The sequence below is a fragment of the uncultured Imperialibacter sp. genome (assembly GCF_963974565.1).
Taxonomy (GTDB): Bacteria; Bacteroidota; Bacteroidia; order Cytophagales; family Cyclobacteriaceae; genus Imperialibacter; species Imperialibacter roseus.
In genome coordinates, this window is record NZ_CAXBCJ010000003.1 from 139,245 (window position 1) to 164,653 (window position 25,409).

The window sequence follows — 25,409 nt, forward strand, 5'->3', positions numbered from 1 at the left end:
CGTTTATTCATTAAAGAAACTGGCAAGCCGATCAAGGCCTAATATGTACATGGTTGCCTGGCCGCCGGGCGTATAGTTAGGTTGGGTGCAGGCAAAAAGCTGATCGATCAATGAGACCATTTCTTCGTTGCTAAGCATCTTTCCATTTTTGAGCCCGGTGCGTTTGGCCATGGACCTCGCCAGATTCTCTTTACGATTTATACTCAATTCAGATTTATAAACTTTAAATTGTTCTATCAGCCCCTCCAGCACTTCCTTCTCGTTGGAGCCGGAAAGTTCTGCAGGCATGCCGTTGATCACGAGGGTATTTTGGCCGAATATACTGAAAACAAATCCCAGTGCTTTCATTTCTTCCTCCATTTCCATTACTAATTGATAATCGGATGGATTAAGGTTGAGCTGCTGCGGAAAAAGGAATTGTTGCGAAGCTGCCTGCCCTTTTTCGAGGTGGTGTGTGAACCTTTCAAAAAGTATCCTTTCGTGGGCGTGCTCCTGATTGATGATCAGCAAGCCTGATTTCACCTGCTTACAAATGTATTTTTTGTGAAGCTGAAAAGGTGGATTGATTTCTGCTTCAAGTGTGGCCGCTTGAATCTCCTGCGTGGGTTCCTCCGGCGTTGCGTCGCTGGCAAAAGTTTTAACAATAGGCTCCACTCCGGCAGCCCCCTCTTTCTTCACATCTTCAAAAGAATATTGGGCTTCCAGGTTGGCATCTTCGTAGAGTCTTTCCCAGTTCTTTGCGTTGTTTTTACTCAACGGGGAGCTGAAAGATGACGAACCGGCTGGCATAGGTCTTTTCGCCTGGCTGATCTCATCAAAATTAAGCTTTGAGCGGGTGATCGCCTCAAAGTTCACGTCGTAATTGAAGTCCAGCGAAGGGGCAATGTTATGTGCGCCAAGTGCCTGCCTGATGGCAGATTTAACCACCCCATATATCATTCGCTCGTCTTCAAACTTTACCTCTGTTTTTGTCGGGTGTACATTGATATCGATTTTGGAAGGATCCATATCAATGAAAAGCACGTAAAACGGGTGAGTGTCTGCCGACAAAAGTCCTTCGAACGCACTTGTGAGGGCGTGATTCAGGTAATTGTTTTTGATGTAGCGATTGTTGATAAAGAAGAACTGCTCGCCACGGGTTTTCTTGCTGAACTCCGGCTTGCCAATGTAGCCATGAATTTTTATTTGGTCGGTGCTTTCGTCCACTGGCACCAATTGCTCCCGGTAATTCTTGTTGAAGAGCCCAATGATCCGGCCCGATAGCTTTCCTTCCTCGAGCTGATATACCGGCAGGTCATTTTGATGGAGGGAAAATGCAATGCCCGGATGTGCCAGTGCCACCCGCTGGAATTCATCAATAATATGGCGCATTTCCACCGGGTTGCTCTTGAGGAAATTACGCCTGGCTGGCACGTTGAAAAAAAGATTTTTTACTGACACCGTACTGCCCTGGGGCGTTACGCAAGGCTCTTGTTTTTTGATTTCCGACCCTTCAATGCATATAAATGAGCCCAATTCCGACTCCTTTCGTTTTGTTTTGAGTTCTACCTGAGCCACAGCAGCAATGGAAGCGAGAGCCTCGCCCCGAAAGCCCTTTGTTTGAATCCGGAAGAGATCTTCGGGCGTTCTTAGCTTGGAGGTGGCATGTCTCTCAAAACTCATGCGTGCGTCCGTTTCGGACATGCCAGCTCCGTTGTCTATCACCCGGATCAGTTGCTTGCCAGCCTCCTTCACAATCAATTGAATGGAAGTGGCACCAGCATCTACGCTGTTTTCCAGTAATTCTTTGACGGCCGATGCAGGGCGCTGTACGACTTCTCCTGCTGCTATTTGGTTGGCTAGCGACTCAGGAAGGAGACGTATGATATCACTCATTTGCTATTTTTTGAAAAAGATACCTCTGAAGCGAAAGTAAAGGTAAACAGGAACACCTAGCATTAAGAAGTAAAATACCTGATTGCCGTAAAAAAGATAGCCAACAAACCCACCGAGCAGGATCACAGCAATGACGAGCTGCAGGAGCGACGTGGAGTAATTGGTGCCTGTGAACGATGAGCCCGTTTTTCTTCTGAATGCTCCGGCAATGCTGGAGGTAGTGCCACTTTCGGCATCCTCATTCATCTCATTCTTTATTTTTCTGGTGCGCTCTTCGATATCTTCCTTGACAGGATCGTAGTGTCTTGGTGTATAATCAAAGTTCTTATACCTTGGCAGGCGAATAATTGAAGGAATTCTCATAATAAGCAGGTCTTCCGTTCTTCAAAATTTGGTACCGCTTTTGCTACTGTGTGCAGAAGGGCGAATAAAATCTTTACGTTTTAAAACAAAGTTAGGTTATATTTTAGGATTAACACAGATCAAAAGATCAATGTTCCAAAAACTTTACCCGGCCTCATTAACGCTACTTTGCCTGGTGCTGATGCACTTCGGAGACAAGGCGTATGCATGGGGCGAACAGGAAGTTTTCGGTGAAATAGTGACACAGAGGTGGATGTTGATGCTGGAGGAGGTTGATAGAAGATCACAAAACGACTCTGTTTTACAATTTCTGAATCAAAGCGAAATTGGGGGCATTTTATATCAGCCGCACCACTCCCTTGCCGAAATCGCAGCCCACATCGACTTGGTTGAAGAAGGCACGGGACATCAATTGCTGATCGGACTCAACCTCAGTGCCGCTGATCAAAAAACCTATCGCAACCTTGGACTGACGGCTCCGTCGGTGCTCGCAGCAGTGGCGGACGACGACTTGATACGAACGGCGGCCTCACGTGACGCAGTGCTCTTGCGTCTTGCAGGCATTGACTTTGTGATGGTAGACCTCTTTCGACTTTCTTTTTGGCAAGGCTATGGTGAGGAGCCCGAAGCTGTGAAACAGTCTGCCGTTGCTTATCTGAAAGGCCTTACCGAAGGGGGGATTGATGTTGTGGGTAATTTCTCGTCCAGTGCGTTTGGTGAGCCAAGACTTCCTTTAACCGAAGAGCTCAGCCTGTATAAGGAGGCCGAAATTAGAGGGGTCAATATTAGTTCTCTCCAAAATCAGCCAGTGGCTTTCGAAAACGGCTACGAGGCGACTAAATTCCTGGCTAAGGAGTTTAGCTACCATCCAATTACATTCGCCTCTTACCCTTCAGAAAAGGCCTGGAGTCAAGACTTGAAGAACCCTGTTGCTGATTTTCTTTTTGTGTCGCCAGGGCAGGCATTTCACGAGTTGGCAAGGCTTGCTGATGCCAAAATTAAATACAAAAAACAAAAAGCGGTAACGGGGAAAATCTCGCAATGGAAGTTGCAGCGACTCCTGCTCCGAAGCCAGCCTGAGAACTTTTCGCCAGCTGCAGGCAACACAGCTGAAAGGTCATTTGCTTTTCAACTGAATTTGAAGTCTGCTACGCTTCTGACAAATGCTGAGTCCTTGATTCCGTTTAAAAAACTGGAAAACCAATCCTTTGCAACATCTTCTTTTGGTGACGTGAGCAAGGATTTTCTTGAGCATATGCACAAGTATGCTTCGGTAACAGAATTTGCCTTTCCGATGGGGCTGATGAGCTCAGAAATGCCAGCCTGGCAAATCGCTCATTTCGACAATTACATCGCCGCTATCGACCTGGCGTGGTTCGATGCCCTGAGCCACGAGGAGCAAGCCAGGCTGCTGAGTTTTTTGATCAAGCTGCAAAAAGAGCGGACGAAGGTTACCCTGGTGCTTTTGGGATTGAGCGAAAACCTTGAGTTGTTTGCAGGCATTGAGCACATAAGCTACCACCCTGTGGGCGGTGAACAGGCAGAGCGACTGGCACCACAGCTTCTTTTTGGGGCCTATGGTTACTCAGGTAAATGGAATGGGTCGAAAGAGCTTTTTGCCAATGCATCTTCAACAGCGTCGCTTGCCAGACTAAAGTATGGAGAGCCATGGATGAGAACCATTAAAGGACTCAATGTGGTGGACAGCATTGCGATAAAAGCCATTGCAGACAAGGCCACTCCTGGCTGTCAGATTTTAGTAGCCAAAGGTGGCGTGGTGCTTTACGAAAAGTCCTTTGGCTACCTGAGCTACGACAGCCTGATGCCTGTTACCAACGAGACACTTTATGACCTTGCTTCGTTGACCAAGGTGAGTGCCACTTTACAGGCGTTGATGATTTTGGTGGATCAGGGAAAAATCGATATTAAATCCAACCTTGGAGCCTACATTAAGAGTACGCTAGGCACAAACAAAGAGAGGCTGATTGTGGAGGATGTGCTGCTTCACCAGGCTGGGCTCAAGCCCTACATTCCTTTTTGGCAGCGATCTTACGAAAGCAAAAGAAAGAAGATACTTGACCCTATGTTCTTCAATGCTTCCGCCGGCGAAGAATTTTCCATGGAGATTCTGCCCGGCATGTACTCAACTCCGGCCATGAAGGACTCTGTTTGGCGATGGACCTTGCAGACGGATTTGATGACCTTAGGGCCAAAAGATTCAGTTTACACCTACAAATACAGTGACCTTGGGTTCATGATCATCCAAAAACTAGTAGAGGAAGTTGCCGGAATGCCACTCGACGAGTTTGTGAGCAGAGAGGTGTACAAGCCTCTTGGCATGGATCGGCTTTGTTTCCAGCCTTTGTGTAGTTATCCCTACCAGTCGATCGCACCAACTGAGCTCGACTTCTATTTCAGAAAAAACATGGTATGGGGAACAGTGCACGATGAAAACGCAGCGATAATGGGTGGAGTAGCCGGGCATGCCGGCCTGTTTGGAAATGCGAATTCACTGGCAATTTTGCTTCAAATGCACCTGCAAAAAGGTTATTACGGAGGCAGACAATATGTTGACAATAAGACAGTTGATTTGTTTACTCAGCGCCTGTCTAACAATGCTCCACGGGCGTTAGGCTGGGACATGAAAGACCTCTCTTTCACAAGAAATAATACTTCTTTTTGGAGTTCTGAAACTACTTATGGTCATACTGGGTTTACTGGTACGGCGGTGTGGGTAGATCCGGAAATGGAACTGATTTATATCTTCCTTTCCAATAGGGTTCATCCGGACGCTCACAATAACAAACTCGTAGAATCGAATATACGTACAAGAATCCAGGACGTAATCTATCAGTCGCTAGGTTGGCAGCTTACTTCCGGTGAATAGTTAGCAAGAGATATGAACATCGGAATAGTATGTTATCCCACGTTTGGTGGTAGCGGAGTGGTGGCCACCGAGCTTGGAAAGGCCCTGGCCAAAGAGGGGCACAGGATTCACTTCATTACCTATTCACAACCCACACGACTTGATTTCTTTAATGAGAATCTTTTTTACCACGAGGTAGACGTTCAGTCATATCCCTTGTTCCAGTATCCGCCCTATGAGTTGGCTTTGGCTAGCAAAATGGTGGAAGTGGTTCAGTTCGAGAAGCTAGACCTGTTGCATGTGCACTACGCTATTCCTCATGCGTCGGCCGCTTACATGGCTAAACAGATACTGCGGGTCAAGGGGATAGAAATTCCGGTGATTACGACGCTGCATGGTACTGATATTACGCTGGTCGGTAAGGATCCGTCGTATGAGCCTGTGGTCACGTTTTCGATCAATCAGTCCGATGGTGTAACTGCTGTTTCAAGCTCGCTGCGAGATGAAACCTATGAGCACTTTGCAATCACAAAAGATATTGAAGTCATTCCAAATTTTATCGACCTCGAGCGATTCAAAAAGCAAAAGAAGGATCACTTCAAGAAAGCTATATGCCCTAATGGAGAGAAACTGGTTGTGCACACTTCCAATTTCAGAAAGGTAAAACGGGTCGAGGATGTGATAAAAATCTTCATCGGTATCAGGAAGGAGATGCCAGCGAAGCTTCTTATGGTGGGTGATGGTCCCGAAAGAAGTAAGGCAGAAGCACTTTGCCGTGAGACATGTTCGTTTGAAGACACCAGGTTCCTGGGTAAGCTTGACCACGTGGAGGAAGTGCTGTCAGTGGCGGATCTGTTCCTGATGCCTTCGGAAAAGGAGAGCTTCGGTTTGGCAGCGCTGGAGGCTATGGCATGCGAAGTACCGGTGGTGTCCTCAAATACAGGCGGTCTTACAGAACTCAATGTTGATGGCGTTTCAGGGTTTACCTGCGACATAGGTGACATTGAAAGCATGACGAAAAAGTCGCTTCACATTTTGAAGGACGAGAATTTACCCAACTTCAAAGAGGGAGCGCTTAAACGTGCCAAGGAGTTCGATATTTCGAATATCCTTCCGATGTATGAGTCGTTTTACAATAAAATCGTGGAATCGTTCAAAATAAGTGCGGTATAGTGGAATTTAAGGGGACAGGAATTTTGTTGTAAATCGAGCCAATTTTCGAGCGCAAAATAAATTTTTGTTGGAAATAAGAAGTAAGGAAAAATGCCTGCAAGCGTTAGAACGAAGGTAAAACCGAACAACAGTGGTACCACGCAGCTTTTTAAAAACCCTGTTCTTGAAAGACTGACAAGGGCCCACTATTCAGTAACACTTGGGATACTCTGCTCAATAGCCGCTTTTTTGTTGTACTGGTCGGGCATGGAAATAGGGTTTTCTATCACCCAAATTGCCGGCTTGTTTACTGTCGGCTACTTCAGCTGGACTCTGGCTGAGTATCTGTTGCACCGCTTCGTGTTTCATATGGCACCGACCAACAAGATCAAGAATGCTATTCAACACACTTTGCACGGGGTTCATCACGAATACCCTAAGGATAAATCAAGAGTCGTAATGCCGCCGACCGGCGCATTAATCATTGGAAGTGTGCTTTTTGTGATCTTCTGGATTCCGATGCAACAGTACGCATTTGCGTTTGTTCCGGGCTTTTTACTTGGGTATGTGACCTATGCCTTTATGCACTATGCCATACATGCCTATCAACCGCCTAAAAACTTTCTGAAGGTACTGTGGATCAACCACGGCATACACCACTATAAGGACGATGACCGGGGCTTCGGCGTTTCATCCCCATTTTGGGATTTTGTATTTGGGACGTTACCAAAAAAGTAGTCAATGAAGGCCGCCCTAAGCGACCTTCATTTTGAAGTTAAACATTCACCAATAGTCAATGTGTACTAAAGTGATGGTGTTTGTTAGTCTCAGTACCTTTTTGATCTGACTCGGCTAAAAACTTGTAGAATAGGTCTTTAACGAGCGTAAAAAAGAATCTTCTTCTGCCTTTCATAGTTATAATGCTCAAATGGTAGAAATAAGTTAAAGTATTACTTTAAGTATTCAAAGTCATTCAAGAATAAAAATATTAATGTGGTATTTAAAGTACAATTTAATATGTAATTAGTACAAATTATTATTACCATCGATTCACGTAGAGCAAGTTATTTTGTGTTAAGGACTGAATCAATAACTTTAATTGTTGGTTAATGGTTATAACGAAAAGGAACACATGATAGGCTACCGCTTTACTGACTATATACCCTCCAAAGACAAAGAGAAGACCGAATTTGAGAACTTGCTCAACATTTTCCATCAGCTCCTGGTCATTACATCGGGAGATGTTTCGGAGGCTTTGAGTTGGCTGACCAACCTCGACAAACAATATTCCATCACAAATCCTGACTACGGCATAGGAGATTTTATAGATGACCTCAAGAACAAGGGGTTCATTACTGACAAGACGCCAGATGGTGAGTTTAAGATAACAGCGAAATCGGAGAGAGCCATTCGAAAAAATTCTCTGGAGGAAATTTTCGGAAAGCTGAAGAAATCGGGCAAGGGAAACCACGCTACGCCTATGCCGGGTCATGGAGATGAGCCGGGTACCGACAGGAGAGAATTTCAATTTGGGGATACCCTCGAGCAGATTTCACTGACCGATTCTATAAAGAATGCACAAATAAATCACGGGTTTTCGGATTTCAGGTTGACTGAAGACGACCTGGAGATAGTGGAAACAGAATACAAGACGCAGACCAGCACTGTGCTGATGATCGATATCAGCCATTCGATGATCTTATACGGAGAAGACAGGATTACGCCGGCGAAAAAAGTAGCCATGGCGCTTTCTGAGCTGATCATGCACAAATACAAAAAAGACACGCTGGACATACTCGTGTTTGGCAACGATGCCTGGCAGATTGACATTAAGGACTTGCCTTACCTCAGCGTAGGGCCTTACCACACCAACACTGTTGCCGGGCTTGAGCTGGCAATGGACCTGCTGCGGAGAAGAAAGAATAAGAACAAGCAGATATTTATGATTACAGATGGGAAGCCTACCTGTATCAAGCAAGGGATTAAGTACTATAAGAACAGCTTCGGGCTTGATCCAAAGATTCTGAACAAAACATTAGATTTGGCAGCTGCCTGCCGCAAACTCAATATCCCTATTACCACCTTCATGATTGCTTCCGATCCATATTTGAAGCAGTTTGTGAAGGAGTTCACTATGGTTAACAACGGCAATGCTTACTACAGCAGCCTTAAGGGACTTGGCGAACTCATATTTGAAGATTACCGCCGGAACAAAAAGAAAAGATTTTAACCAACCAGAAAATTAGTAAGCACAAATGAAATATAGGGATCTTTCCTCTGCACAACTACGCAAAATACATACACTCGGCGAGCTCAAAGCATGTGGCTACCAGCCCGAATCCATCAAAGACGAGCTTAGGCGCAACCTGATAGCCAGGCTCAAAGCCAAAAAGAGCGTTTTTGAGGGGATATGGGGCTATGAAGAAACTGTGATTCCAGATGTGGAAAGGGCTATTTTGTCGAGACACAATATTAACTTCCTCGGACTAAGGGGGCAGGCCAAGACAAGAATGGCACGCCAAATGATTGAGCTGCTTGACGAATACATCCCGGTGATTGAGGGTGCAGATTTGAATGACGATCCGTTGAACCCGATTTCAAGGTTTGCCAAAGACCTGGTGGCTGAGCATGGAGATAAAACGCCCGTTAGCTGGCTGCACCGGGATGAAAGATATACGGAGAAACTGGCAACGCCCGACGTGACCATTGCCGACTTGATTGGAGACGTGGATCCGATAAAAGCCGCTTCGCTGAAGTTGCCCTATTCAGACGAACGGGTGATTCATCATGGCCTGGTGCCGAGGTCGCATAGAGGGATTTTTGTGATCAATGAGCTTCCCGATTTACAAGCGAGGATACAGGTGGCGCTTTTCAATATACTTCAGGAGGGCGATATCCAGATTCGGGGCTTTAAACTAAGGCTTCCTTTGGATATTCAGTTTGTGTTCACTGCCAACCCTGAAGACTATACCAACCGGGGAAGTATAGTGACGCCGCTGAAGGACAGGATTGACAGCCAGATTATTACGCACTATCCTAAATCTATTGAGATAGGAAGGAAGATAACTGATCAGGAAGCAAGGGTTTTGAAAGAGCAGTTGGCTATTGTGAGTGCCGGAGAGCTTGCCAAAAATCTGATTGAGCAGATAGCCTTTGAAGCACGCTCCAGTGAGTATGTAGATGCGAAGAGTGGCGTGTCGGCCAGATTGACCATTTCTGCCATGGAAAACATGTACAGTTCGGCTGAAAGAAGGGCACTGATCAACGGAGAAAAATCGACTAGTGTGAGGGTAGGGGATTTTGTCGGCGTGCTTCCCTCCATCACCGGAAAGGTGGAGCTGGTTTACGAGGGTGAGCAGGAAGGCCCTGGCATTGTGGCGCAAAACTTGGTTGGCAAGGCGATCAGGAGTCAATTTTTGCTTTACTTTCCCAATCCGGAAGAAATAAGAAAGAAGAGAAACGCCCCCAACCCTTACAAAGCAATCACTGATTGGTTTGGCGAGGGCAATATGGTCGACATATTAAATGAATCGACTGAGCAGGCGCATCGCAAGTTGCTTGAGGGAGTGCCCGGATTAAAGGAGCTGGTGAAAGAATACCATAAGCAAGCAGACGAAAAGCTGAGATACTTTTTGATGGAGTTTGCCCTTCATGGCCTGGCTGAATTCAGCCAGCTTTCCAAGCATCATCTGGCCACGGGCACGTCGTTCAAAGATTTGCTGAGCAGCATGTTCAGCATGCCTGGCCCTGGTGAGGAAGATGATGAGGATGACGATTTTAATCCATAATATTAAGGCTGATATTGATTCAGTTGTATCATGCCGGTGTCACTTCAGGAAATCAAAAAACTTGTTCGGAGGGGAGAGGGTCAGCAGATAGAGTTCAAGCGGAAGGTAGCCCATCCGGAAAAGATTGTGCGGGAGATTGTGGCCTTTGCCAATGCCGATGGAGGTTATTTGCTTGTTGGCATTAGCGATGAGGGGGGCATTCCCGGTCTAAAATATGCCGAAGAGCACGACTACCTGCTGAAGAAGGCGATCGATGAGTTGTGCAGGCCAGCCCTGAGCTACAAGTCGGAGATAGTGCCTATCGATGATAACCTTGGGGTACTCTATTATTTTATTAAACCCAGCAAAAGACGCCCGCACTATGCGCTTGCTGACACCACACAAGCTTACGGCAAGGCCTACATCAGAGTGGGCGACAAAAGCATTCAGGCAAGTGACGAGATGCGTCAGATTTTAAAACAGAGTCGGCGAACAAAAAATATCAAGTTTACTTATGGTGAGAATGAAAAAAAGCTGATGGAGCATTTCAAATTCAACAAGACGATTACCCTTTCTGAGTTTGTATCCATAGCAAAAATTCCCGGCATCGTTGCTTCCAGAACATTGGTGCGGTTGTGTCTTGCCAATGTGTTAACAATTCAACCTCTTGAAAAAGGAGATTTGTTCACACTGAAGGAGAGCTTTTGAGCCTTCACTTAATACCTAAAGAAGAGGAATGTACATGTCTATGCCACTGACAGATAAGAGTTTCTGTCGTCAATCCAGGTGGTATGGAGTGTTGAGTAAAGTCAAAAAAATGACAAATTTTTTATAAAGTTAACTTAGAGATTTAGGCATTTATCATTAACCTTAGAGCAACTTGTATTGTTGGTTTTTTTGATAAAGTACACATGGCTAAAGCATCGAAGGAAGGGAAAGTTTTTGTACTCGACACATCAGTTATTCTTTATTCTCACGACTCAATCATGAACTTTGCAGAGCACGATGTGGCCATCCCCATCACCGTGCTGGAAGAGCTTGATAATTTCAAAAAGGGGAACGACACCAAGAATTTTGAGGCCCGGGAGTTCATCAGGCTGATAGATACGTTGTCGGAGAATTACATGCTGCAGGATTGGATTCCACTGAACGGCAAGACAAAGGGCAAATTCAAAGTGGTGATGCAGAGCAATCCGGAGGTGGATGCGGAGAAGGTGTTTGATGAGCCGAAAGCAGACCATAAGATTCTGAATGCTGCCCTCACGCTAAAGAGCGAAGAAAAAGCTAAGAAGGTGATTCTTGTCAGCAAGGATATCAACCTGAGGCTGAAGGCCAAATCGCTGGGCTTGCTGGCAGAAGATTATGAAACTGGCAAAATTAAGAATGTAAGCGATCTATATACAGGCAAGTCGATCATCGAAAACATAGACCCTGACCACATCAGCAAGCTGTATGAAGAAAATGTCATCGACAGAAAAGAAATCCTTAAGGGTGTTAAACCTACAGCCAACAACTACTTCATTCTAAAGAGTGACAAGAACTCGATTCTTTCCACTTACAACCCCAACTCAAAGAATGTAGAAAAGGTGGATAAGGTGCCGGTGTATGGCATTAAACCCCGCAATGCGGAGCAGACCTTTGCCATACACGCAATTATGAACCCGGAGGTAAGACTTGTGTCAATTACAGGGGTGGCAGGCACGGGAAAAACCCTGCTGGCACTGGCGGGCGCTCTGGAGCAGAAACGAAACTACAAACAGATTTACCTGGCCCGCCCAATCGTTCCGCTGAGCAACAAAGACATCGGTTACCTGCCGGGCGACATCAAATCGAAGCTGAACCCCTACATGGAGCCACTGTGGGACAACCTCAAATTTATTCAAAACCAGTTCAGCGAGTCGGATAAGGAATATTCACGGATAACGGATATGGTGAATCAGGAGAAGCTGGTGATTACGCCGCTGGCCTATATCCGGGGACGAAGCCTCTCCAACATTTTCTTTATCGTCGACGAGGCACAGAACTTAACGCCCCATGAGGTGAAAACAATCATTACCAGAGCAGGTGAAAACACTAAGATCATTTTCACTGGAGACATTTACCAAATAGACACGCCTTACCTCGACTCTCAAAGTAATGGACTATCGTATCTGATCGACCGGATCAAGGATCATCCTCTTTATGCCCACGTGACGTTGGAAAAAGGAGAAAGGTCTGAACTGGCGAACATTGCGAACCAGCTGCTATAATATTTTCTAGGTTGTCGCTTCTCTTTTACTACATTTAGAGAAGAAACAACGTGTTATGGCATTACCGGATCTTCCGGATAGGGTATTGAACAGCTCCTTTCACAGGGATTTCTTCGCCAGGGGCTTGCAGGAAGTCGACTATCAGGATCTTCAAATATTGAAAGTCTACACCAGCAGATCGTTGTTTGCAAAGTCTTACGGCTTCAAACTTGGCGGGCAACGGCATCACTGTCGCTATACTTTTGACGAGCTTGGCCTGGCTACTCAGTTCACTATTTTCGAAAGAGGCAGCATTGAATTTGAGCGCCGTATTGACTTCTACAGGAATAAATTTACTCCGAACGACATTCTTATCAGCCTGGCTAACGTCATCTCAGGTATTTATAAAATACCAGTCGGCGGGCTTTTTTTTAATAGCCGTGTCGATGGCTATTTGGACGGGCTACCGGCCAGGCTTTTTGATTTTCTTGCCGATGAGTGGAATATAGATCTTGGTGATAACAGGGAATTTGATGATTTTGAAGAGCTGGTTGGCACTTTGGTGCTATTTCTAAAAACGCAAAGGGTAAAGGACCCTAGGGTGCTGAGAAATGGCAATTGATTTTTGTCTAGTAAGGGGCTAGGTGAGCAGGTTTGTTCAGAAAGGGTAATTATAATTGGATGCTACGATTTCTACTACTAACGCTAACCGTATTCACTTTTTTATCTTTTCATTCGTTCGGGCAGCAAATTTCCGACGTAAGGATTGATAAAAAATTTGAAAGCGAATTATTGACTGATGTGCTCAGTCAAATTGAAGCAAACTCATCTGTTAAGTTTTTTTATGACCCTTCCTGGCTTGAAAATGTGCGTGTTTCAGGGGAATACGCTGACACGTCGTTAAGGTCGGCGTTGGAAGACTGGACAGCGAATACAAGACTCAACTATCATTTTTATGATGCCTTTAATGTAGTACTCTATCTGAGGAGTGACCTGCTCTCAACCCTGAACCTGGCTGGCCTGAAAGACACCGACGTTATTATTGTTGGCGACTCTACAAATGCTGTGTCGGGCAGTGCCGTTGCTGTGAGAGGAACCATACGAAATGGGCAAACCAACGAACCGCTTCTTGGAGCCAGTGTCTACGTGGATGAGCTGGCCAGTGGAACAGTGACCAATGCAGCCGGCAGGTTTAGCCTCCAGCTTTTGCCTGGCGACTACCATGTGAGAGTGAGCCACGTAACCCTGCAACAGGAAGCTAAACGGATGTTTGTTTTTGGCCCCGGAGAATTTCAGTTGGATCTTTATGAAAAGACGATACAACTCGAAGGCGTTACCATTGCCGGACAGGCTCCGGATATTAACGTGAAGGGCATTCAGATGGGCACTGTGCAGTTGCAGGTGGAAGATGTGAAGAAGCTGCCTGCATTTTTGGGTGAGGTTGATATTATTAAATCGCTTACTCTGCTGCCAGGTGTAAGTACCGTTGGTGAAGGCACCACTGGGCTCAATGTGCGGGGCGGTACTGCCGATCAAAACCTCATTTTGCTTGACAAAGCCCCTGTCTACAACACCTCGCACCTTTTTGGTTTCTTTTCCATCTTCAGCCCAGATGCGACTGATGACGTGACTATTTACAAGGCTGGTATTCCTGCCAACCTCGGCAGCAGGGCCTCATCGGTGGTGGAGGTAAAGCAAAAGTCGGGTAGCAAGGAAAAATTTGGTTCACAAGGGGGGATTGGTTTGGTGGCGAGCAGGGTAATGGCGGAAGGGCCAATCAAAGAAGGTAAGAGCAGCTTTATTGTGGCCGCCCGCAAGTCTTATGTCAATTATCTTTTCGATACCTTCATCAAAGTGGAGGAATTGGTGGGAAACAAAGCCGGCTTCTGGGACTTGTCGGGCAAACTGGACTTTGCATTGACCGATCGGCTGTCTTTGAAGGCATCTGGCTATGTGAGCAAAGACAATTTCACCATTGCTAACGAGTCGTCGTTCGACTACCAAAATGGGCTGGGCTCTGCGGAGTTGGGTTATGTGTTTTCGGAAAACTTGCTTGGAGGACTGTCGGTAGCTTACAGCGATTATCAATATCAATTAGGTGATCTTCAACTGGCTGACCCCTATAAGGTTTCGAGTGGAGTGGGCCAGCTTGATATAAAAGCCGATATGACCAGGTACACCGAAAAGCATGCCCTGCAATTTGGGGGAGGCACTACTTTTTATGGGTTTAAGCCCGGTGAAAGAAGTGGGATAAATGCCGACTCGCAGATTACGCCGGTTGCTTTGCCGGAGCAACAAAGCCAGGAAAGTTTTTTGTATGCAAACGACGAAATTAACCTGAACGACACGTGGTCAGTAATGGCGGGACTTCGGTATTCGATGTACCGCAGCTACGGGCCAGCAGACGTTTTTGTTTATTCAGGTGAAAGGCCTGGAAGAACATCAACACTGACGGACACCCTTCAGTACTCAGGCAATGAAACCATCAAAAACTACTCAGGCCTGGAGCCCCGGCTGTCGCTTAGGTACAGCCTCGATGATGAGACTTCTCTAAAAGCCAGCTATAACCGGATTTACCAGTATATCCACCTGGTATCGAATACCACAGCCATTACGCCGTACGACATCTGGATGGGAAGTAACTATTATTTAATGCCGTTGATAGCTGACCAGTATAGCATCGGCTACTTCAAAAACTATGAAGACAATACATGGGAGACCTCTGCTGAAGTATATTTTAAGGACATAGATAATCTGGTGGACTACAAGGATGGGGCCGATCTGGTGCTCAATCCTACTTTGGAAACGGAGCTCATTCAGGGCAAAGGCATGGCATATGGCCTTGAGCTGCTGGTGAAGAGAAGCAAAGGCAAGCTCAACGGGTGGGCAAGTTATACCTACTCAAGAACGCTCCGGAAAATGGAGGGCGCTGACAGGGAATCCACAATCAACAAGGGCAACTGGTTTCCATCTTACTATGACAAGCCGCACGACTTGACACTCTCCGGCAGCTACAAGGTAACCAGAAGGTGGACGATCAGCTCGAACTTCACCTACTCAACAGGGAGGCCCTTTTCTGTTCCTGAAAATGGGTTTCTTTTCGACGGGGTGCTGGTGGGCAACTACACGGAGAGAAATAACGGGCGAATTCCTGACTACCACCGCCTCGACCTGGCCTTCACACTTGACACCAGTTTGAAAATAAAGAAGCTTTGGGAAAGCAGCTGGACATTTGCCGTGTACAATGTATACGGCAGAAAAAATGCATACAGTGTTTTCTTCAAAGACACGGCAGACGCCAGACCAACGGCCTACAAGCTGGCCATTTTAGGTGCTGCGTTTCCTTCTATAACCTACAACTTTAAGTTTTAGTCATGCAGGTTGCAAAAAAACTATCGTGGTCGGTGTGGGTGTTGTTAGTAGCGTGTATTGATCCCTACGACTATCCCTTTAAAGAGCAGACCAACTATTTGGTGGTTGAAGGAGCGGTTACCACCGAACCGGGCCCGTATGCTATAACGCTTACAACCACACGGAACATCAATAATGAAGAAAATGCATTCAAGCTACGTGAGCAGAATGCAAGGGTGATCATTGCTACGTCATCGGGCAAAGTGGAGAAGCTTGTTGAGAAAGACACCTCGGGAGTTTATTATACCTCAGCAAGTTTCCGGGGGCAGATTGGCGAGAGCTACCAGCTTACTGTAACGCTGGAAAATGGGATGATTTACAAATCGGAAGAAGTTGAATTGCTGCCAATGCCCCCAATTGACAGCATCAGCATCAAGTATGGTTCACAGAAATACGTTTCTCAGGCAAATGCCATAGTTGACAGAAAAGGATTTTACATAACAGCTTTCGTTAACGACCCGCCTGAAACAGAGAATGCCTATTTGGTGAATTGGGACTACACATACAAAATATTTACACACCCCGAACTGGCTAATTATTACGATGCAGAAGGTTGCGAATGCTGGGTTTCAAGCCCCAAAGAATGCTGTGCAGTTTGCTGGGTTGAGGAAGAATCACTGGATTTTGCCGTTGCCAATGACAGGCTTAATAATGGCAGTTCGCTCACACAATACGATCTTTTCTTTTTGCCGGTCGTAGGTATCATGCTGTATGAGAAGATTCACCTTGAAGTGTCAATTAGCTCGTTATCAAAGGATGCCTACTTTTTTTGGAATGCTGTATACGATTCCCGCTATAGCCAAGGAGGATTGTTCGATCCTACGCCAAATACTGTTGAAGCCAATGTTTACAACGTGGATGATAAAGAGGAGTTGGTATTGGGTTATTTTTATGCTTCTGATGTAAGAAAAATTTCGAGGTTCATACATCCGACAGATTTTCCCGAGCGTATCGACCCTGACACGGGCTACCCCGACACATGCCTTCTTTATCCCAACACAACGGCTGAAGAGCCAGAATACTGGAATGAGTAGTCGTATGTACATATCATTTGTTCTGGCTATGGGGGCACTAACCCTGCAGGGTTGTGTTGATCCGTATGACTACCCTTTCGAGGAAAAGACAAACTATTTGGTAGTGGATGGAGCGATTAGAACTGAGCCGGGCCCGCACAAAATAACCCTCACCACTACCAGAAATATAAAGAACGAAAAAAATGCCTTCAGACTCCGTGTACAGAACGCAAGAGTAACGGTTGCTACTTCTTCCGGGCGGGTGGAGCGGCTGGCTGAGCAAGACAGATCAGGGGTTTACTATAGCTCGGACGATTTTAGGGGGGAAGTGGGAGAAAAATATCAGCTGAAAATAGTTTTGGAGGATGGCCGGGAATACCTGTCAGATTCAGTCGAACTGCTGGCGATGCCCTACATAGATAGTATTGGAATAAAGTACGGAGCAGAAAAGTATGTGTCAAAGCTTAATTCAACTTTGGAAAGCACAGGTTTTTTTGTCGATGCGTTTGTGAAAAGCCAGGCTAATCAGAGTAGTTACTTCCGGGCCGAATGGCACTACACCTATTTGTTGAACACCAATGGTGCTGCTCCGAATACCTGCTGGGTCAATGTTGTGCCAGTCGAGTACAGAGTGTTCTCTTATGAAGCCAGTGGAAGCAATAGCAGCAAACAGCATCCTCTCTTTTTCCTTCCGGTGAGAGGTGTGATGTTTGCTGAGAAGATAAAGGTTAAAGTGATTTTTTCTTCCCAGACCTTGTCCTCTTACCGGTTTTGGAGCAGTGTTTACAATACCACCTATAACCAGGGAGGCATTTTTGACCCGACACCGGCCTTTATTCCGTCGAACATTCATAGCTTAACTGACCCGGCTGAAATTGTGCTTGGGCAGTTTTTAACATCAGACGTGAAAACTATTGTAAGAGAAATCTATGCTCAGGATTTTCCAGAGCGGGTAGATACCGGAAGTCCCTGGGCAGATATTTGTCTTAGGTATCCCAGGGAAGATCATTCCACAATCACTGATATTGAGCCTCACGACTGGAATGAATAAAGCAAAATTTCATATTGCTATTCTATTCATTTCAGGGCTTGCTTTGAACATGTGCGTTGAGCCTTATGACTATCCCGCTGGTGAAAGGAGCAACAACCTGGTGGTAGAAGCACTAATTGCTAGCAATCCAGGGCCGCAAGCAGTTAGGTTGACGACCACCAGAAACATTTACAATACAGGGAACCAGTACATTCTATATGTGAGCGGTGCAGAAGTGTCTGTTCTCGACAGCGATGGTCGTTCCTTTCCTTTCAATGAACAGGGAGGGGGACAATACTACTCCGATTCGTCTTTTAGTGCCGTGGGCGGAAAGGCGTACAGGCTCCGGATTGTCACGAAGGAAGGAAAGGTATATGAATCGAATGAAGAAACTGCCTTGCCCACTTCGGAGATGGACAAAGTAGAGATAGCGTACACTGTTAAGTCGGAAAAGAATGAACTCGGGAATTTTGTAGATGTTGATGGCTTCAGCGTTAAGGCCATCGTCAATGATTTACCCAGCCAAAAAAACTACTACCTGCTCAGGATGACCACCATATTCAAAGTGCTGACTGAGCCATCTGCTTATCAGGTCTTCGACCGGGAGCTTGGCAACTACGTTACTCAGCCTAAATCCTGCTGCAATATTTGTTGGGTTACCAAACCCCTTGATGAGTTTGTTGTCTTTAGTGACCAGCTGGTAGATGGAAGGGAGGAGGCTGAAATTCCGTTGACCTTCTATCCTGTAGATCAGAAGTACTTTTATGACAAGGTGTATTTTGAAGTGACTCAGTATTCTCTCACGGCCGAAGCTTATGTGTTTTGGAAAGGGTTGTACGACCTGAAATTCCGACAAGGCACTCTTTTTGACCCTGCACCGTCCGGATTACCCGGTAATATTTTCAACGTTGACGACCGGAGCGAACAGGTAGTAGGATATTTTACCGTGTCAGATGTTACAACAAAAGGAGAGTTTATGACTAAAGATTTTATTCCGAGAAACGTAGTCTATACTTACAGGTACGCAGATGACTGTAGAACTCTGCCAAACAGCACTACAACGCAGCCAGCTTTTTGGCGGTAAAAGAAAATGAACCAAAGAAAAATGAAGAAGCTATATACACTCATTTCACTTCTTATTCTTGCCTGCTCAGTTGGTGCGGCACAGGACAAAGTTATTGACCAGTTCAAGCTTTTTGCGGCCAACAAAACACAGGAAAGAGTGTATTTGCACATGACCCAACACTATGCCCAGCCGGGTGATAGGATATGGTTCAGCGCTTACGTATTTGACGATGCCAATCAGAGGTTGTCAGATGGAAGTAAAGTGCTTTACCTGAATGTGGTAAGCAAAACAGGGGACGTGGTTGTGGATGAAAAGGTGTCGCTTGAAGCAGGGGTTGGTGAGGGGTATATTGATGTGCCGGCGGACTTTAGCAAAGGGTTGTATGTGGTAAGGGCCTATACCGGGTGGATGAGGAATTTTGGGCCGGAGCATTTTTTCAGGGACTGGCTTTGGGTAAATCAGCAGCCGGGCGAACTGAGTCTCGCTGATGGCGAGCTCCCGCATGTTGATGACATGGAAGTTGCCATAACCGCAGAGGGTAATTTGACACCTGTTTCAGGGCTCACGTCAAGGTTCACCGTAAGAGTATTTGACGGTCTTGGACGAGGGGCGGTACTTGAAGGTGAGGTAGTGAACAAGGCGCATGAGTCCCTGGCTACTTTCTCCACCAACAAGCACGGCTACGGTGCTTTTATCTTGCGTCCTGAGGCTGGGGAAAAATATGAAGTAATTTTAAAAGATCAGCGAGGGGATGCGGTCACTCATTTCTTACCCGAAGTGAAAGCAGAAGGCATCTCTATGCTTGTCACAACCCAGCCCACCGTGGTGAGGGTATCGCTTCAGAGTAAATTAGCGGCTGTTGAAAGACAGAAACTCAGGCTCATTCTCCAGTCAAAAGGCACCATTTACCTGGATCGGGGGATCGATTTTGCTGCCCAGCCTGCTCAGGCCCTCAGCATACCAGCAGCTGGCCTTAAAACAGGTATTTACCAACTGTCGTTGCTCGATGGGGATGGGATAGAAATAGGTCAGCGAGTAATTCAGATATATCCGGCTTCCGATGAATTAACGCTGACAACCGATCAAAGAAATTTCAAAAGAGGAGAAAAGGTGAGGACGTCTTTCGCTGCCAGCAATGTGGCTGCCTACTCAGTTAGCGTGTCCGACAAGCTGCTCGAAGGTGACTATGTCGCCCCTGCCATCGACCAGATATTTTATATGGCCGATGTGCTTGCGCCGGATGCCGCTGAAATGATCAAGTTTTTCGATAACAGCTTTAAGTCCCCTGAAAACTGGGATTTGTTTTTGCTCACTAAAAAGCTGCCGGCTTATTCCTGGCGAGAAATAATGTCGTATAAGGCAATCTATCCTAAATGGCCTTACGAAAAGTATATCAGTGCCTATGGGCAAGTACGAACTTCTGATAGCCTGCTGCTGGGCCAGGAGCTTTTCACATTCTATAGCTTTGCCCACGAGGAAATCATTCCCGCCCGAACCGATGAGTATGGATGGTTTTTGCTTCCTGTTTTTGATTTTTCAGGGCCTACTAAAATTGTATGCTTATCCGACAATACCAACGTTTCGTTTTCGGAGATGAAAATAGACATTGAAAGCGGCCTTCCATCCACTGCTCTGGAAGTAGACATGATGAAAAAGTTAGCCCAAAGCGGAGTCACCTTTGCAGATCAAAAGAGAGACAAGCTGGTGTTCAAAGGGTCTTACAGAAAGCTGGTGCCTGGGCTGTATCCTGAGAGGAAAGAAACAGAAGTGAGCAGAGAGTTTTCACCTCTGACAAGGAACACTGAAGACTATCAGCTTGATTTACGTCAATATCTGAGCTTTAGTAGCCTAAGAGAGGTATTCATTGAAATAGGCCGTGGTATAGTGGTGAGGGAAAGAGGGGGAAAACGAGTAATCATGATGTATAACCCGGTTAACGCTACTTTATTTAACGATCCGGCGCTGATTTTCATCAACGGCATTCCGACTATTGACTATGATCTGGTGCTCACACTAGACCCTGATGTGATAGAAACCATCCAACTGTATCGGTCTGCCACTGCCCAGGAGCGCTTTGGTGCGATGGCCAGGAATGGCATTCTGTCTATCTCTACTAAGGACAAAGCACTTGAAATTCCCAACCAGGAGAATATCAGCTTCAGTTTTGAGGGATTTCAGCCCGAAGAAGAATTCACCAATGCCAGCCTGGCGCAGCAAAAAGCGTACTTGCCTGATCTGCGTCACCTGCTTTACTGGCGCACCGGAACTAGTCTACCCACTTACATAGAATGTACTTCGTCGGATGTGCTATCGAACTACGAGGTGAACATTATCGCAATCACTCCGGACGGAAGTTTAAAAACAGGCACTGCGGAGTTTAGTACTCTTCCTGTTGAAATGGCGGGCAACTAATCGATGGCGTACTCTGAGATATCCTTTGTGCCGGGCATCAAATGGAAGAAGTTGATTTGGCGCTGGATAAGGTCTTGCAATTCAGCAGTCATAAAGGCCTTCTTGTTTCTGTAGTAGCTACTGATGTACGAAAGAGCGTCTCTCGCAAGCGCCATGTGGTGGGGATTGGTCGGGTCGTAGTAGCTGTTGAGATAATAGAGCGATTTCAAATAAAAGCTTAGGGAAATGTTTTCAATCAGCACAGGGCATAACCGACCGGGATCTCTTGCCAATCTTCTCACAAGCTCCTGCATCTTTTGAATGGAGATGTCTTCGTCCAGCCAAAAATTGCGGACTGCGTCAAAGCTTTCAACCTGATAGTCAATAAAGTGATAAAGGTCAAACTCTATCATCTGATCAGACTGGTTAACCAGGCGCAGCATGGTTTCGTCTTCATTGATAAAGAGGACTTTAAGAAAGAAGTAGTAGTCAGAATAAGACCCTTTGTAAAAGGACGGTGGTTCCAGGTTCCCGTTCTCAAAAGCTGATTGATAAGTGCGGGCACTTTGCTCAAGCCTTTCAGCCAGACCCTCCACATCTGTTGATCTGAACCGGTGGCTTGCACCTTTGTACGAGTACTCATATGCCCTGCCAGAGTAGCAGCTTACTCCAGCGGCCAGGTTTGGCGGCAACTGCTGGAGGAAGGCATAATGATTGAGTTTGAGGGCATAAAATCCAGGCGTATTTGGGTAAGAAAACCGACATAGCACTGATGGGCTCAGCGAGCCATTCATAATGTATTTGAACGTATAATATTGCAGATCGACGGCCATCCCGTTGAGCATAGTCTTGGTATTGGCAGCTATGGTTTTCGAATAAAGCAGAGAAATGATGTCCTCGTTGGCTGCTTCGAACAATCGATCCCGGTCAAATTCCGCTAGCTTGTTATGCCATACCAGCGAGTCTACCTGAATCGGCCGCTTCCTCTCAAACTGCTCGATGAGCATATACATGAAAAGCACCCGAACGAATGGGGCATTGGGAGCTGCGTTAACGGCATACACCAACTCGTCACTTGTGATTTCGTCGCCCACGTAGATTCTGAAAAGGTAATGAAGAATGCCGCTGACCCGTTGCTGGTCGACTGTGCCTATGTGGCCAGATCGGGTGGCTACCACTCTGTAGGCAGTCTGGTTCAACACCCTGAAGGCCTTGTCAATCCGCTCTTCTTTGTTAAGCCTTTTGGCCAAAACTAATTGCAGTTCGGCTTTTCTGGATTGCTGTAGCAGAGGCTCCAGCCTGGCGAGCAAAAGGGTATCCTTTTGCAAGGTATCCTTCAACTGGGCTTTTGGCATGGCTTGAATCCACTTGATAGAATTCTTTTTTGCGAGTGCCACGAGCGCCTCATAACCATCATCAAAGCCAATCGAATCTGCTTCCACTGGGTCGCTGCTCATTTCATTCAGCAGTTTGTAGAGAAATGAAGCCCGCTTTTCCTGTAGGTTGCGGTTCAGGAGGCTGTCGCCTTCCAGCGAAGAATACCCATAAAAGTCAGCCTTCAAAATGCTGAGGTCATTGTCGTTCAGGTATTTCCTGAGTGAGTCAATCGAGACGGACTCAGGTTCGTATTTGTTCTTTGGAAAGTAGATTCTCTGCCGTCTTTTGAGAATGTCCTGGTCGTGGCCGGTGTAGGGTTGGTAGGTTATTTTGTCAATACCGTAGCCTTTAAGCTTTCGCAGCTCAAAAAAGCGGTCGATGGGCACACATTCTACATTTGACAGCGTCGGTAGGTAAGGGAGGCTAATTGTCCTCAGCTCTTCCAGCGTTAGTCTTGCCACCTTTCTAAAAGGTCTTTTTACCAGTACCGAGATTTCCGAAGGCGTGGCAGCACCCTCCCACTGCGCCAGAGTAATCCACTGGCTGTAGACCCATCTGCTTGGCCTTTTGCCCATCGTAAAATTGAGCAGGTCGTCGCTGTACTTTTGTTGAGTTTTCCCGGTGGTCTCTTCATCCATCGACAACGTTGTTGCCAAGGGCAGTGTGGCTTGCTGGCTTAAGATAGTTTGTATAACCTGCTTTTTATTGACCTTTTGTTTGACGCCATTTTTATCGAGAATAAATGCAAAGCGCAGGTTTTTGATATTTGACACTGGGTGTGCCTTTAGTTCCGTTTTGCCATCGGGTGTTGTTGTTAACCGAAGGCGGTGTCGGAGAAGCCGTTTCTCCCACTTGCCCTGTTTTTTGGCCAGGAGCTCGACTTGGGTGGTGTATGAGTAGTTGCTGATTTGTCCTTTTGAAGGGACGCAAAATGCAAGGAACAGAAGACACAGCCAGGCGATTTGGATTCTCATTGGTAGTAATTTCCAGAATTACCGCCGCTTAAAAAAGAAAAGAATGCTTAATTGGTGTTCGGAGGAAGAATTTTCCGAAAAAGATGAAAAGTGGTCCCGGCAGGAATCGAACCTGCACCTCAAGCTCCGGAGGCTTGCATAATATCCATTTTACTACGGGACCTTTTGCTATTGTGTTATTTGCGACTTCAAATATCTACGACCGCTCGCAGTTTTAAAAAATTTTTCTCTCTTAATTGCCTCATCCCTGGTTTCAAAAGTCTCGAAGTAGACCACTTCCCAGGGCGCATACCTGGCAGTTGATGTTGTTCGCCCCTGATTATGTTCTTTAAGCCTTCTGTCCAGGTCTTCACAATGTCCTTTGTAGAAATTCTTTTTATCAAGGCTCCTAAGAACATATGCATAGTACATCGCACCAATATTATTTAATCTTGCATCTCAAGCTCCGGAGGCTTGTATAACCTGCCCGACAGCGTGGTCAGGCGGGTATCCATTTTACTACGGGACCGATAAGAATTGAAAAGCAAATGTCTTAATGCTGCACGAAGAAGTGGTCTCGACAGGAATCGAACCTGTATCTAAAGTTTAGGAAACTTCTATTCTATCCATTGAACTACGAGACCTTGATGTCTTTTCAACAAAAAGGAGTGCAAAATTAAATTAATAATTGACGTTTTTCAAGTAATTGGGGTAAATGCTAATGTGATGCTCCAATACTTCCTTGTAAAGCGTTTCACGCAGCTTGCTGATGTCCCCCTTGCTCGTGGCTGAAATGAATATCAATTTTGTGTCGGGTTTCTCGGTGTAAAGAGCCAGGGCACGTTCTCTTGGTGTGGGCGCTACCGGCTCCTGGATCTCAAATTCATCTGTTGTTTCTTCCTGCGGCTCCTCAGGAATGAGATCTATTTTATTGAAAACAGTGATAACAGGCTTAGCATCGGCGCCGATTTCTTTCAGCGTTGCTTCCACTACCTTTGCGTGTTCCTCAAAAGATGGGTGCGATATGTCCACTACGTGCAGGAGAATATCTGCCTCCCGTACTTCGTCAAGTGTAGACTTGAACGACTCGATGAGTGCATGGGGCAGTTTTCTGATAAACCCGACTGTGTCTGAGAGCAGGAAAGGAATATCGTTGATAACCACTTTCCTGACAGTGGAGTCAACCGTGGCAAACAACTTATTTTCGGCCAGCACATCAGATTTGCTAAGCTTGTTCATAATCGTGGACTTGCCAACGTTCGTATAGCCCACCAGGGACACTCTTACCAGTTGCCCTCTGGCTTTGCGCTGTGTAATCCCTTGTTTTTCTATTTTTTCCAGCCGCTTTTTGAGCACAGTAATTTGATCCCGAATGGCCCGGCGGTCAGTTTCTATTTCTTTTTCACCAGCACCGCCCCTGGTGCCGGTTCCACCCCTTTGCCTTTCAAGGTGAGTCCACATTCTGGTTAGCCTTGGCAGCAAATATTCATATCGTGCCAGCTCCACCTGGGTTCTCGCCTGAGATGTTTGGGCTCTCTCCAGAAATATGTCGAGGATAAGGAGGCTCCGGTCGTAAATTTTTACTTTCAGCTCATTTTCCAGGTTTCTGAGTTGAGAGGGTGTAAGGTCGTCGTCAAAAATGACTACGTCAATTTCTTCCGCTTTAACAAAGGCGTTTATTTCCTCTAATTTTCCCTTGCCCACGAAGGAGCGTGTATCAGGTCTGGGCAGCCGTTGGGAAAATTTTCCCTTAATTTCCAGGCCAAGCGTTTGCGCCAGGAACTCCAGCTCATCAAGGAATTCCTCCGCCTTTGATGGCGGCTGATCTTTATTAATCAAAGCTACTAACACAGCTTTGAGTGGAACTGGGGCCGTAGAGATAAGTTTATCCATTTGTTGAAGTAACTTGCAAGTAAA

General features: G+C 46.1%; 18 protein-coding genes and 2 tRNA genes. 13 read left to right on the forward strand and 7 right to left on the reverse strand.

Annotation, left to right across the window (positions count from 1 at the left end; all coding sequences use genetic code 11):
* Positions 1 to 3 precede the first annotated feature (3 nt).
* Positions 4 to 1,875 (reverse strand): DNA mismatch repair endonuclease MutL, encoded by a 1,872-nt coding sequence (gene mutL, locus AAC052_RS05615; protein ID WP_339811602.1) that lies wholly within the window; start codon positions 1,873 to 1,875, stop codon positions 4 to 6.
* 3 nt (positions 1,876 to 1,878) lie between these two features.
* Positions 1,879 to 2,238 carry a hypothetical protein gene (locus AAC052_RS05620; RefSeq protein ID WP_151998092.1) on the reverse strand — a complete coding sequence of 120 codons (360 nt, stop codon included), beginning with the start codon at positions 2,236 to 2,238 and terminating at the stop codon, positions 1,879 to 1,881.
* Between the two features lie 130 nt (positions 2,239 to 2,368).
* Between AAC052_RS05620 and AAC052_RS05625 the strand changes: the two genes are divergently transcribed.
* From AAC052_RS05625 to AAC052_RS05685, 13 genes are all read left to right on the forward strand, one after another.
* Complete coding sequence (locus AAC052_RS05625) at positions 2,369 to 5,125, forward strand: serine hydrolase (RefSeq protein WP_339811604.1); 2,757 nt, start codon at positions 2,369 to 2,371, stop codon at positions 5,123 to 5,125.
* A 12-nt stretch (positions 5,126 to 5,137) separates the two neighbouring features.
* Positions 5,138 to 6,277, forward strand: coding sequence for an N-acetyl-alpha-D-glucosaminyl L-malate synthase BshA (gene bshA / locus AAC052_RS05630; RefSeq protein WP_317488528.1), 1,140 nt, complete (start codon positions 5,138 to 5,140; stop codon positions 6,275 to 6,277).
* A 90-nt stretch (positions 6,278 to 6,367) separates the two neighbouring features.
* Positions 6,368 to 6,994 carry a sterol desaturase family protein gene (locus tag AAC052_RS05635; RefSeq protein WP_339811607.1) on the forward strand — a complete coding sequence of 209 codons (627 nt, stop codon included), beginning with the start codon at positions 6,368 to 6,370 and terminating at the stop codon, positions 6,992 to 6,994.
* 394 nt (positions 6,995 to 7,388) lie between these two features.
* On the forward strand, positions 7,389 to 8,486 hold the full coding sequence (locus tag AAC052_RS05640; RefSeq protein WP_339791260.1) for a hypothetical protein: 1,098 nt from the start codon (positions 7,389 to 7,391) through the stop codon (positions 8,484 to 8,486).
* Positions 8,487 to 8,511: 25 nt separating this feature from the next.
* Positions 8,512 to 10,044 (forward strand): sigma 54-interacting transcriptional regulator, encoded by a 1,533-nt coding sequence (locus tag AAC052_RS05645; protein ID WP_339811608.1) that lies wholly within the window; start codon positions 8,512 to 8,514, stop codon positions 10,042 to 10,044.
* Positions 10,045 to 10,074: 30 nt separating this feature from the next.
* A complete protein-coding gene (locus AAC052_RS05650) occupies positions 10,075 to 10,731 on the forward strand; it encodes an ATP-binding protein (RefSeq protein ID WP_317488524.1) in 657 nt (218 codons plus the stop codon).
* A gap of 203 nt (positions 10,732 to 10,934) precedes the next feature.
* Complete coding sequence (locus AAC052_RS05655; protein ID WP_317488523.1) at positions 10,935 to 12,272, forward strand: PhoH family protein; 1,338 nt, start codon at positions 10,935 to 10,937, stop codon at positions 12,270 to 12,272.
* A 55-nt stretch (positions 12,273 to 12,327) separates the two neighbouring features.
* On the forward strand, positions 12,328 to 12,873 hold the full coding sequence (locus AAC052_RS05660; RefSeq protein WP_317488522.1) for a hypothetical protein: 546 nt from the start codon (positions 12,328 to 12,330) through the stop codon (positions 12,871 to 12,873).
* A gap of 59 nt (positions 12,874 to 12,932) precedes the next feature.
* Positions 12,933 to 15,623 (forward strand): TonB-dependent receptor, encoded by a 2,691-nt coding sequence (locus AAC052_RS05665; RefSeq protein ID WP_317488521.1) that lies wholly within the window; start codon positions 12,933 to 12,935, stop codon positions 15,621 to 15,623.
* A 2-nt stretch (positions 15,624 to 15,625) separates the two neighbouring features.
* The gene (locus AAC052_RS05670; RefSeq protein ID WP_339811613.1) at positions 15,626 to 16,696 is read left to right on the forward strand and encodes a DUF4249 domain-containing protein; all 1,071 of its coding nucleotides are present in this window, start codon (positions 15,626 to 15,628) and stop codon (positions 16,694 to 16,696) included.
* Positions 16,697 to 16,700: 4 nt separating this feature from the next.
* Positions 16,701 to 17,726 carry a DUF4249 domain-containing protein gene (locus AAC052_RS05675; protein WP_339811615.1) on the forward strand — a complete coding sequence of 342 codons (1,026 nt, stop codon included), beginning with the start codon at positions 16,701 to 16,703 and terminating at the stop codon, positions 17,724 to 17,726.
* Entirely contained in the window at positions 17,719 to 18,789 is a 1,071-nt protein-coding gene (locus AAC052_RS05680; protein ID WP_339811617.1) for a DUF4249 domain-containing protein, read from the forward strand. Before AAC052_RS05675 ends, AAC052_RS05680 begins: the two co-directional genes overlap by 8 nt.
* A gap of 21 nt (positions 18,790 to 18,810) precedes the next feature.
* Complete coding sequence (locus tag AAC052_RS05685) at positions 18,811 to 21,183, forward strand: hypothetical protein (protein WP_339811619.1); 2,373 nt, start codon at positions 18,811 to 18,813, stop codon at positions 21,181 to 21,183.
* Here the strand turns inward: AAC052_RS05685 and AAC052_RS05690 are convergent.
* The 5 genes from AAC052_RS05690 to hflX form a co-directional block, all read right to left on the reverse strand.
* Positions 21,180 to 23,513 (reverse strand): hypothetical protein, encoded by a 2,334-nt coding sequence (locus AAC052_RS05690; RefSeq protein WP_339811620.1) that lies wholly within the window; start codon positions 23,511 to 23,513, stop codon positions 21,180 to 21,182. The two genes, AAC052_RS05685 and AAC052_RS05690, sit on opposite strands and share 4 nt — an antisense overlap.
* A gap of 91 nt (positions 23,514 to 23,604) precedes the next feature.
* Positions 23,605 to 23,676, reverse strand: a tRNA-Arg gene (locus tag AAC052_RS05695).
* Positions 23,677 to 23,681: 5 nt separating this feature from the next.
* The gene (locus tag AAC052_RS05700; RefSeq protein ID WP_339811623.1) at positions 23,682 to 23,924 is read right to left on the reverse strand and encodes a GIY-YIG nuclease family protein; all 243 of its coding nucleotides are present in this window, start codon (positions 23,922 to 23,924) and stop codon (positions 23,682 to 23,684) included.
* 140 nt (positions 23,925 to 24,064) lie between these two features.
* Positions 24,065 to 24,136: transfer RNA gene (locus AAC052_RS05705), tRNA-Arg, on the reverse strand.
* 37 nt (positions 24,137 to 24,173) lie between these two features.
* A complete protein-coding gene (hflX, locus tag AAC052_RS05710; protein WP_339811624.1) occupies positions 24,174 to 25,385 on the reverse strand; it encodes a GTPase HflX in 1,212 nt (403 codons plus the stop codon).
* Between the last annotated feature and the right edge of the window lie 24 nt (positions 25,386 to 25,409).

Coding starts and splice junctions, on each gene's coding strand:
- mutL (WP_339811602.1), bottom strand. CDS start 1,875: ATGAGTGATATCATACGTCTCCTTCCTGAGTCGCTAGCCAACCAAATA.
- AAC052_RS05620 (WP_151998092.1), bottom strand. CDS start 2,238: ATGAGAATTCCTTCAATTATTCGCCTGCCAAGGTATAAGAACTTTGAT.
- AAC052_RS05625 (WP_339811604.1), top strand. CDS start 2,369: ATGTTCCAAAAACTTTACCCGGCCTCATTAACGCTACTTTGCCTGGTG.
- bshA (WP_317488528.1), top strand. CDS start 5,138: ATGAACATCGGAATAGTATGTTATCCCACGTTTGGTGGTAGCGGAGTG.
- AAC052_RS05635 (WP_339811607.1), top strand. CDS start 6,368: ATGCCTGCAAGCGTTAGAACGAAGGTAAAACCGAACAACAGTGGTACC.
- AAC052_RS05640 (WP_339791260.1), top strand. CDS start 7,389: ATGATAGGCTACCGCTTTACTGACTATATACCCTCCAAAGACAAAGAG.
- AAC052_RS05645 (WP_339811608.1), top strand. CDS start 8,512: ATGAAATATAGGGATCTTTCCTCTGCACAACTACGCAAAATACATACA.
- AAC052_RS05650 (WP_317488524.1), top strand. CDS start 10,075: ATGCCGGTGTCACTTCAGGAAATCAAAAAACTTGTTCGGAGGGGAGAG.
- AAC052_RS05655 (WP_317488523.1), top strand. CDS start 10,935: ATGGCTAAAGCATCGAAGGAAGGGAAAGTTTTTGTACTCGACACATCA.
- AAC052_RS05660 (WP_317488522.1), top strand. CDS start 12,328: ATGGCATTACCGGATCTTCCGGATAGGGTATTGAACAGCTCCTTTCAC.
- AAC052_RS05665 (WP_317488521.1), top strand. CDS start 12,933: ATGCTACGATTTCTACTACTAACGCTAACCGTATTCACTTTTTTATCT.
- AAC052_RS05670 (WP_339811613.1), top strand. CDS start 15,626: ATGCAGGTTGCAAAAAAACTATCGTGGTCGGTGTGGGTGTTGTTAGTA.
- AAC052_RS05675 (WP_339811615.1), top strand. CDS start 16,701: ATGTACATATCATTTGTTCTGGCTATGGGGGCACTAACCCTGCAGGGT.
- AAC052_RS05680 (WP_339811617.1), top strand. CDS start 17,719: ATGAATAAAGCAAAATTTCATATTGCTATTCTATTCATTTCAGGGCTT.
- AAC052_RS05685 (WP_339811619.1), top strand. CDS start 18,811: ATGAAGAAGCTATATACACTCATTTCACTTCTTATTCTTGCCTGCTCA.
- AAC052_RS05690 (WP_339811620.1), bottom strand. CDS start 23,513: ATGAGAATCCAAATCGCCTGGCTGTGTCTTCTGTTCCTTGCATTTTGC.
- AAC052_RS05700 (WP_339811623.1), bottom strand. CDS start 23,924: ATGTACTATGCATATGTTCTTAGGAGCCTTGATAAAAAGAATTTCTAC.
- hflX (WP_339811624.1), bottom strand. CDS start 25,385: ATGGATAAACTTATCTCTACGGCCCCAGTTCCACTCAAAGCTGTGTTA.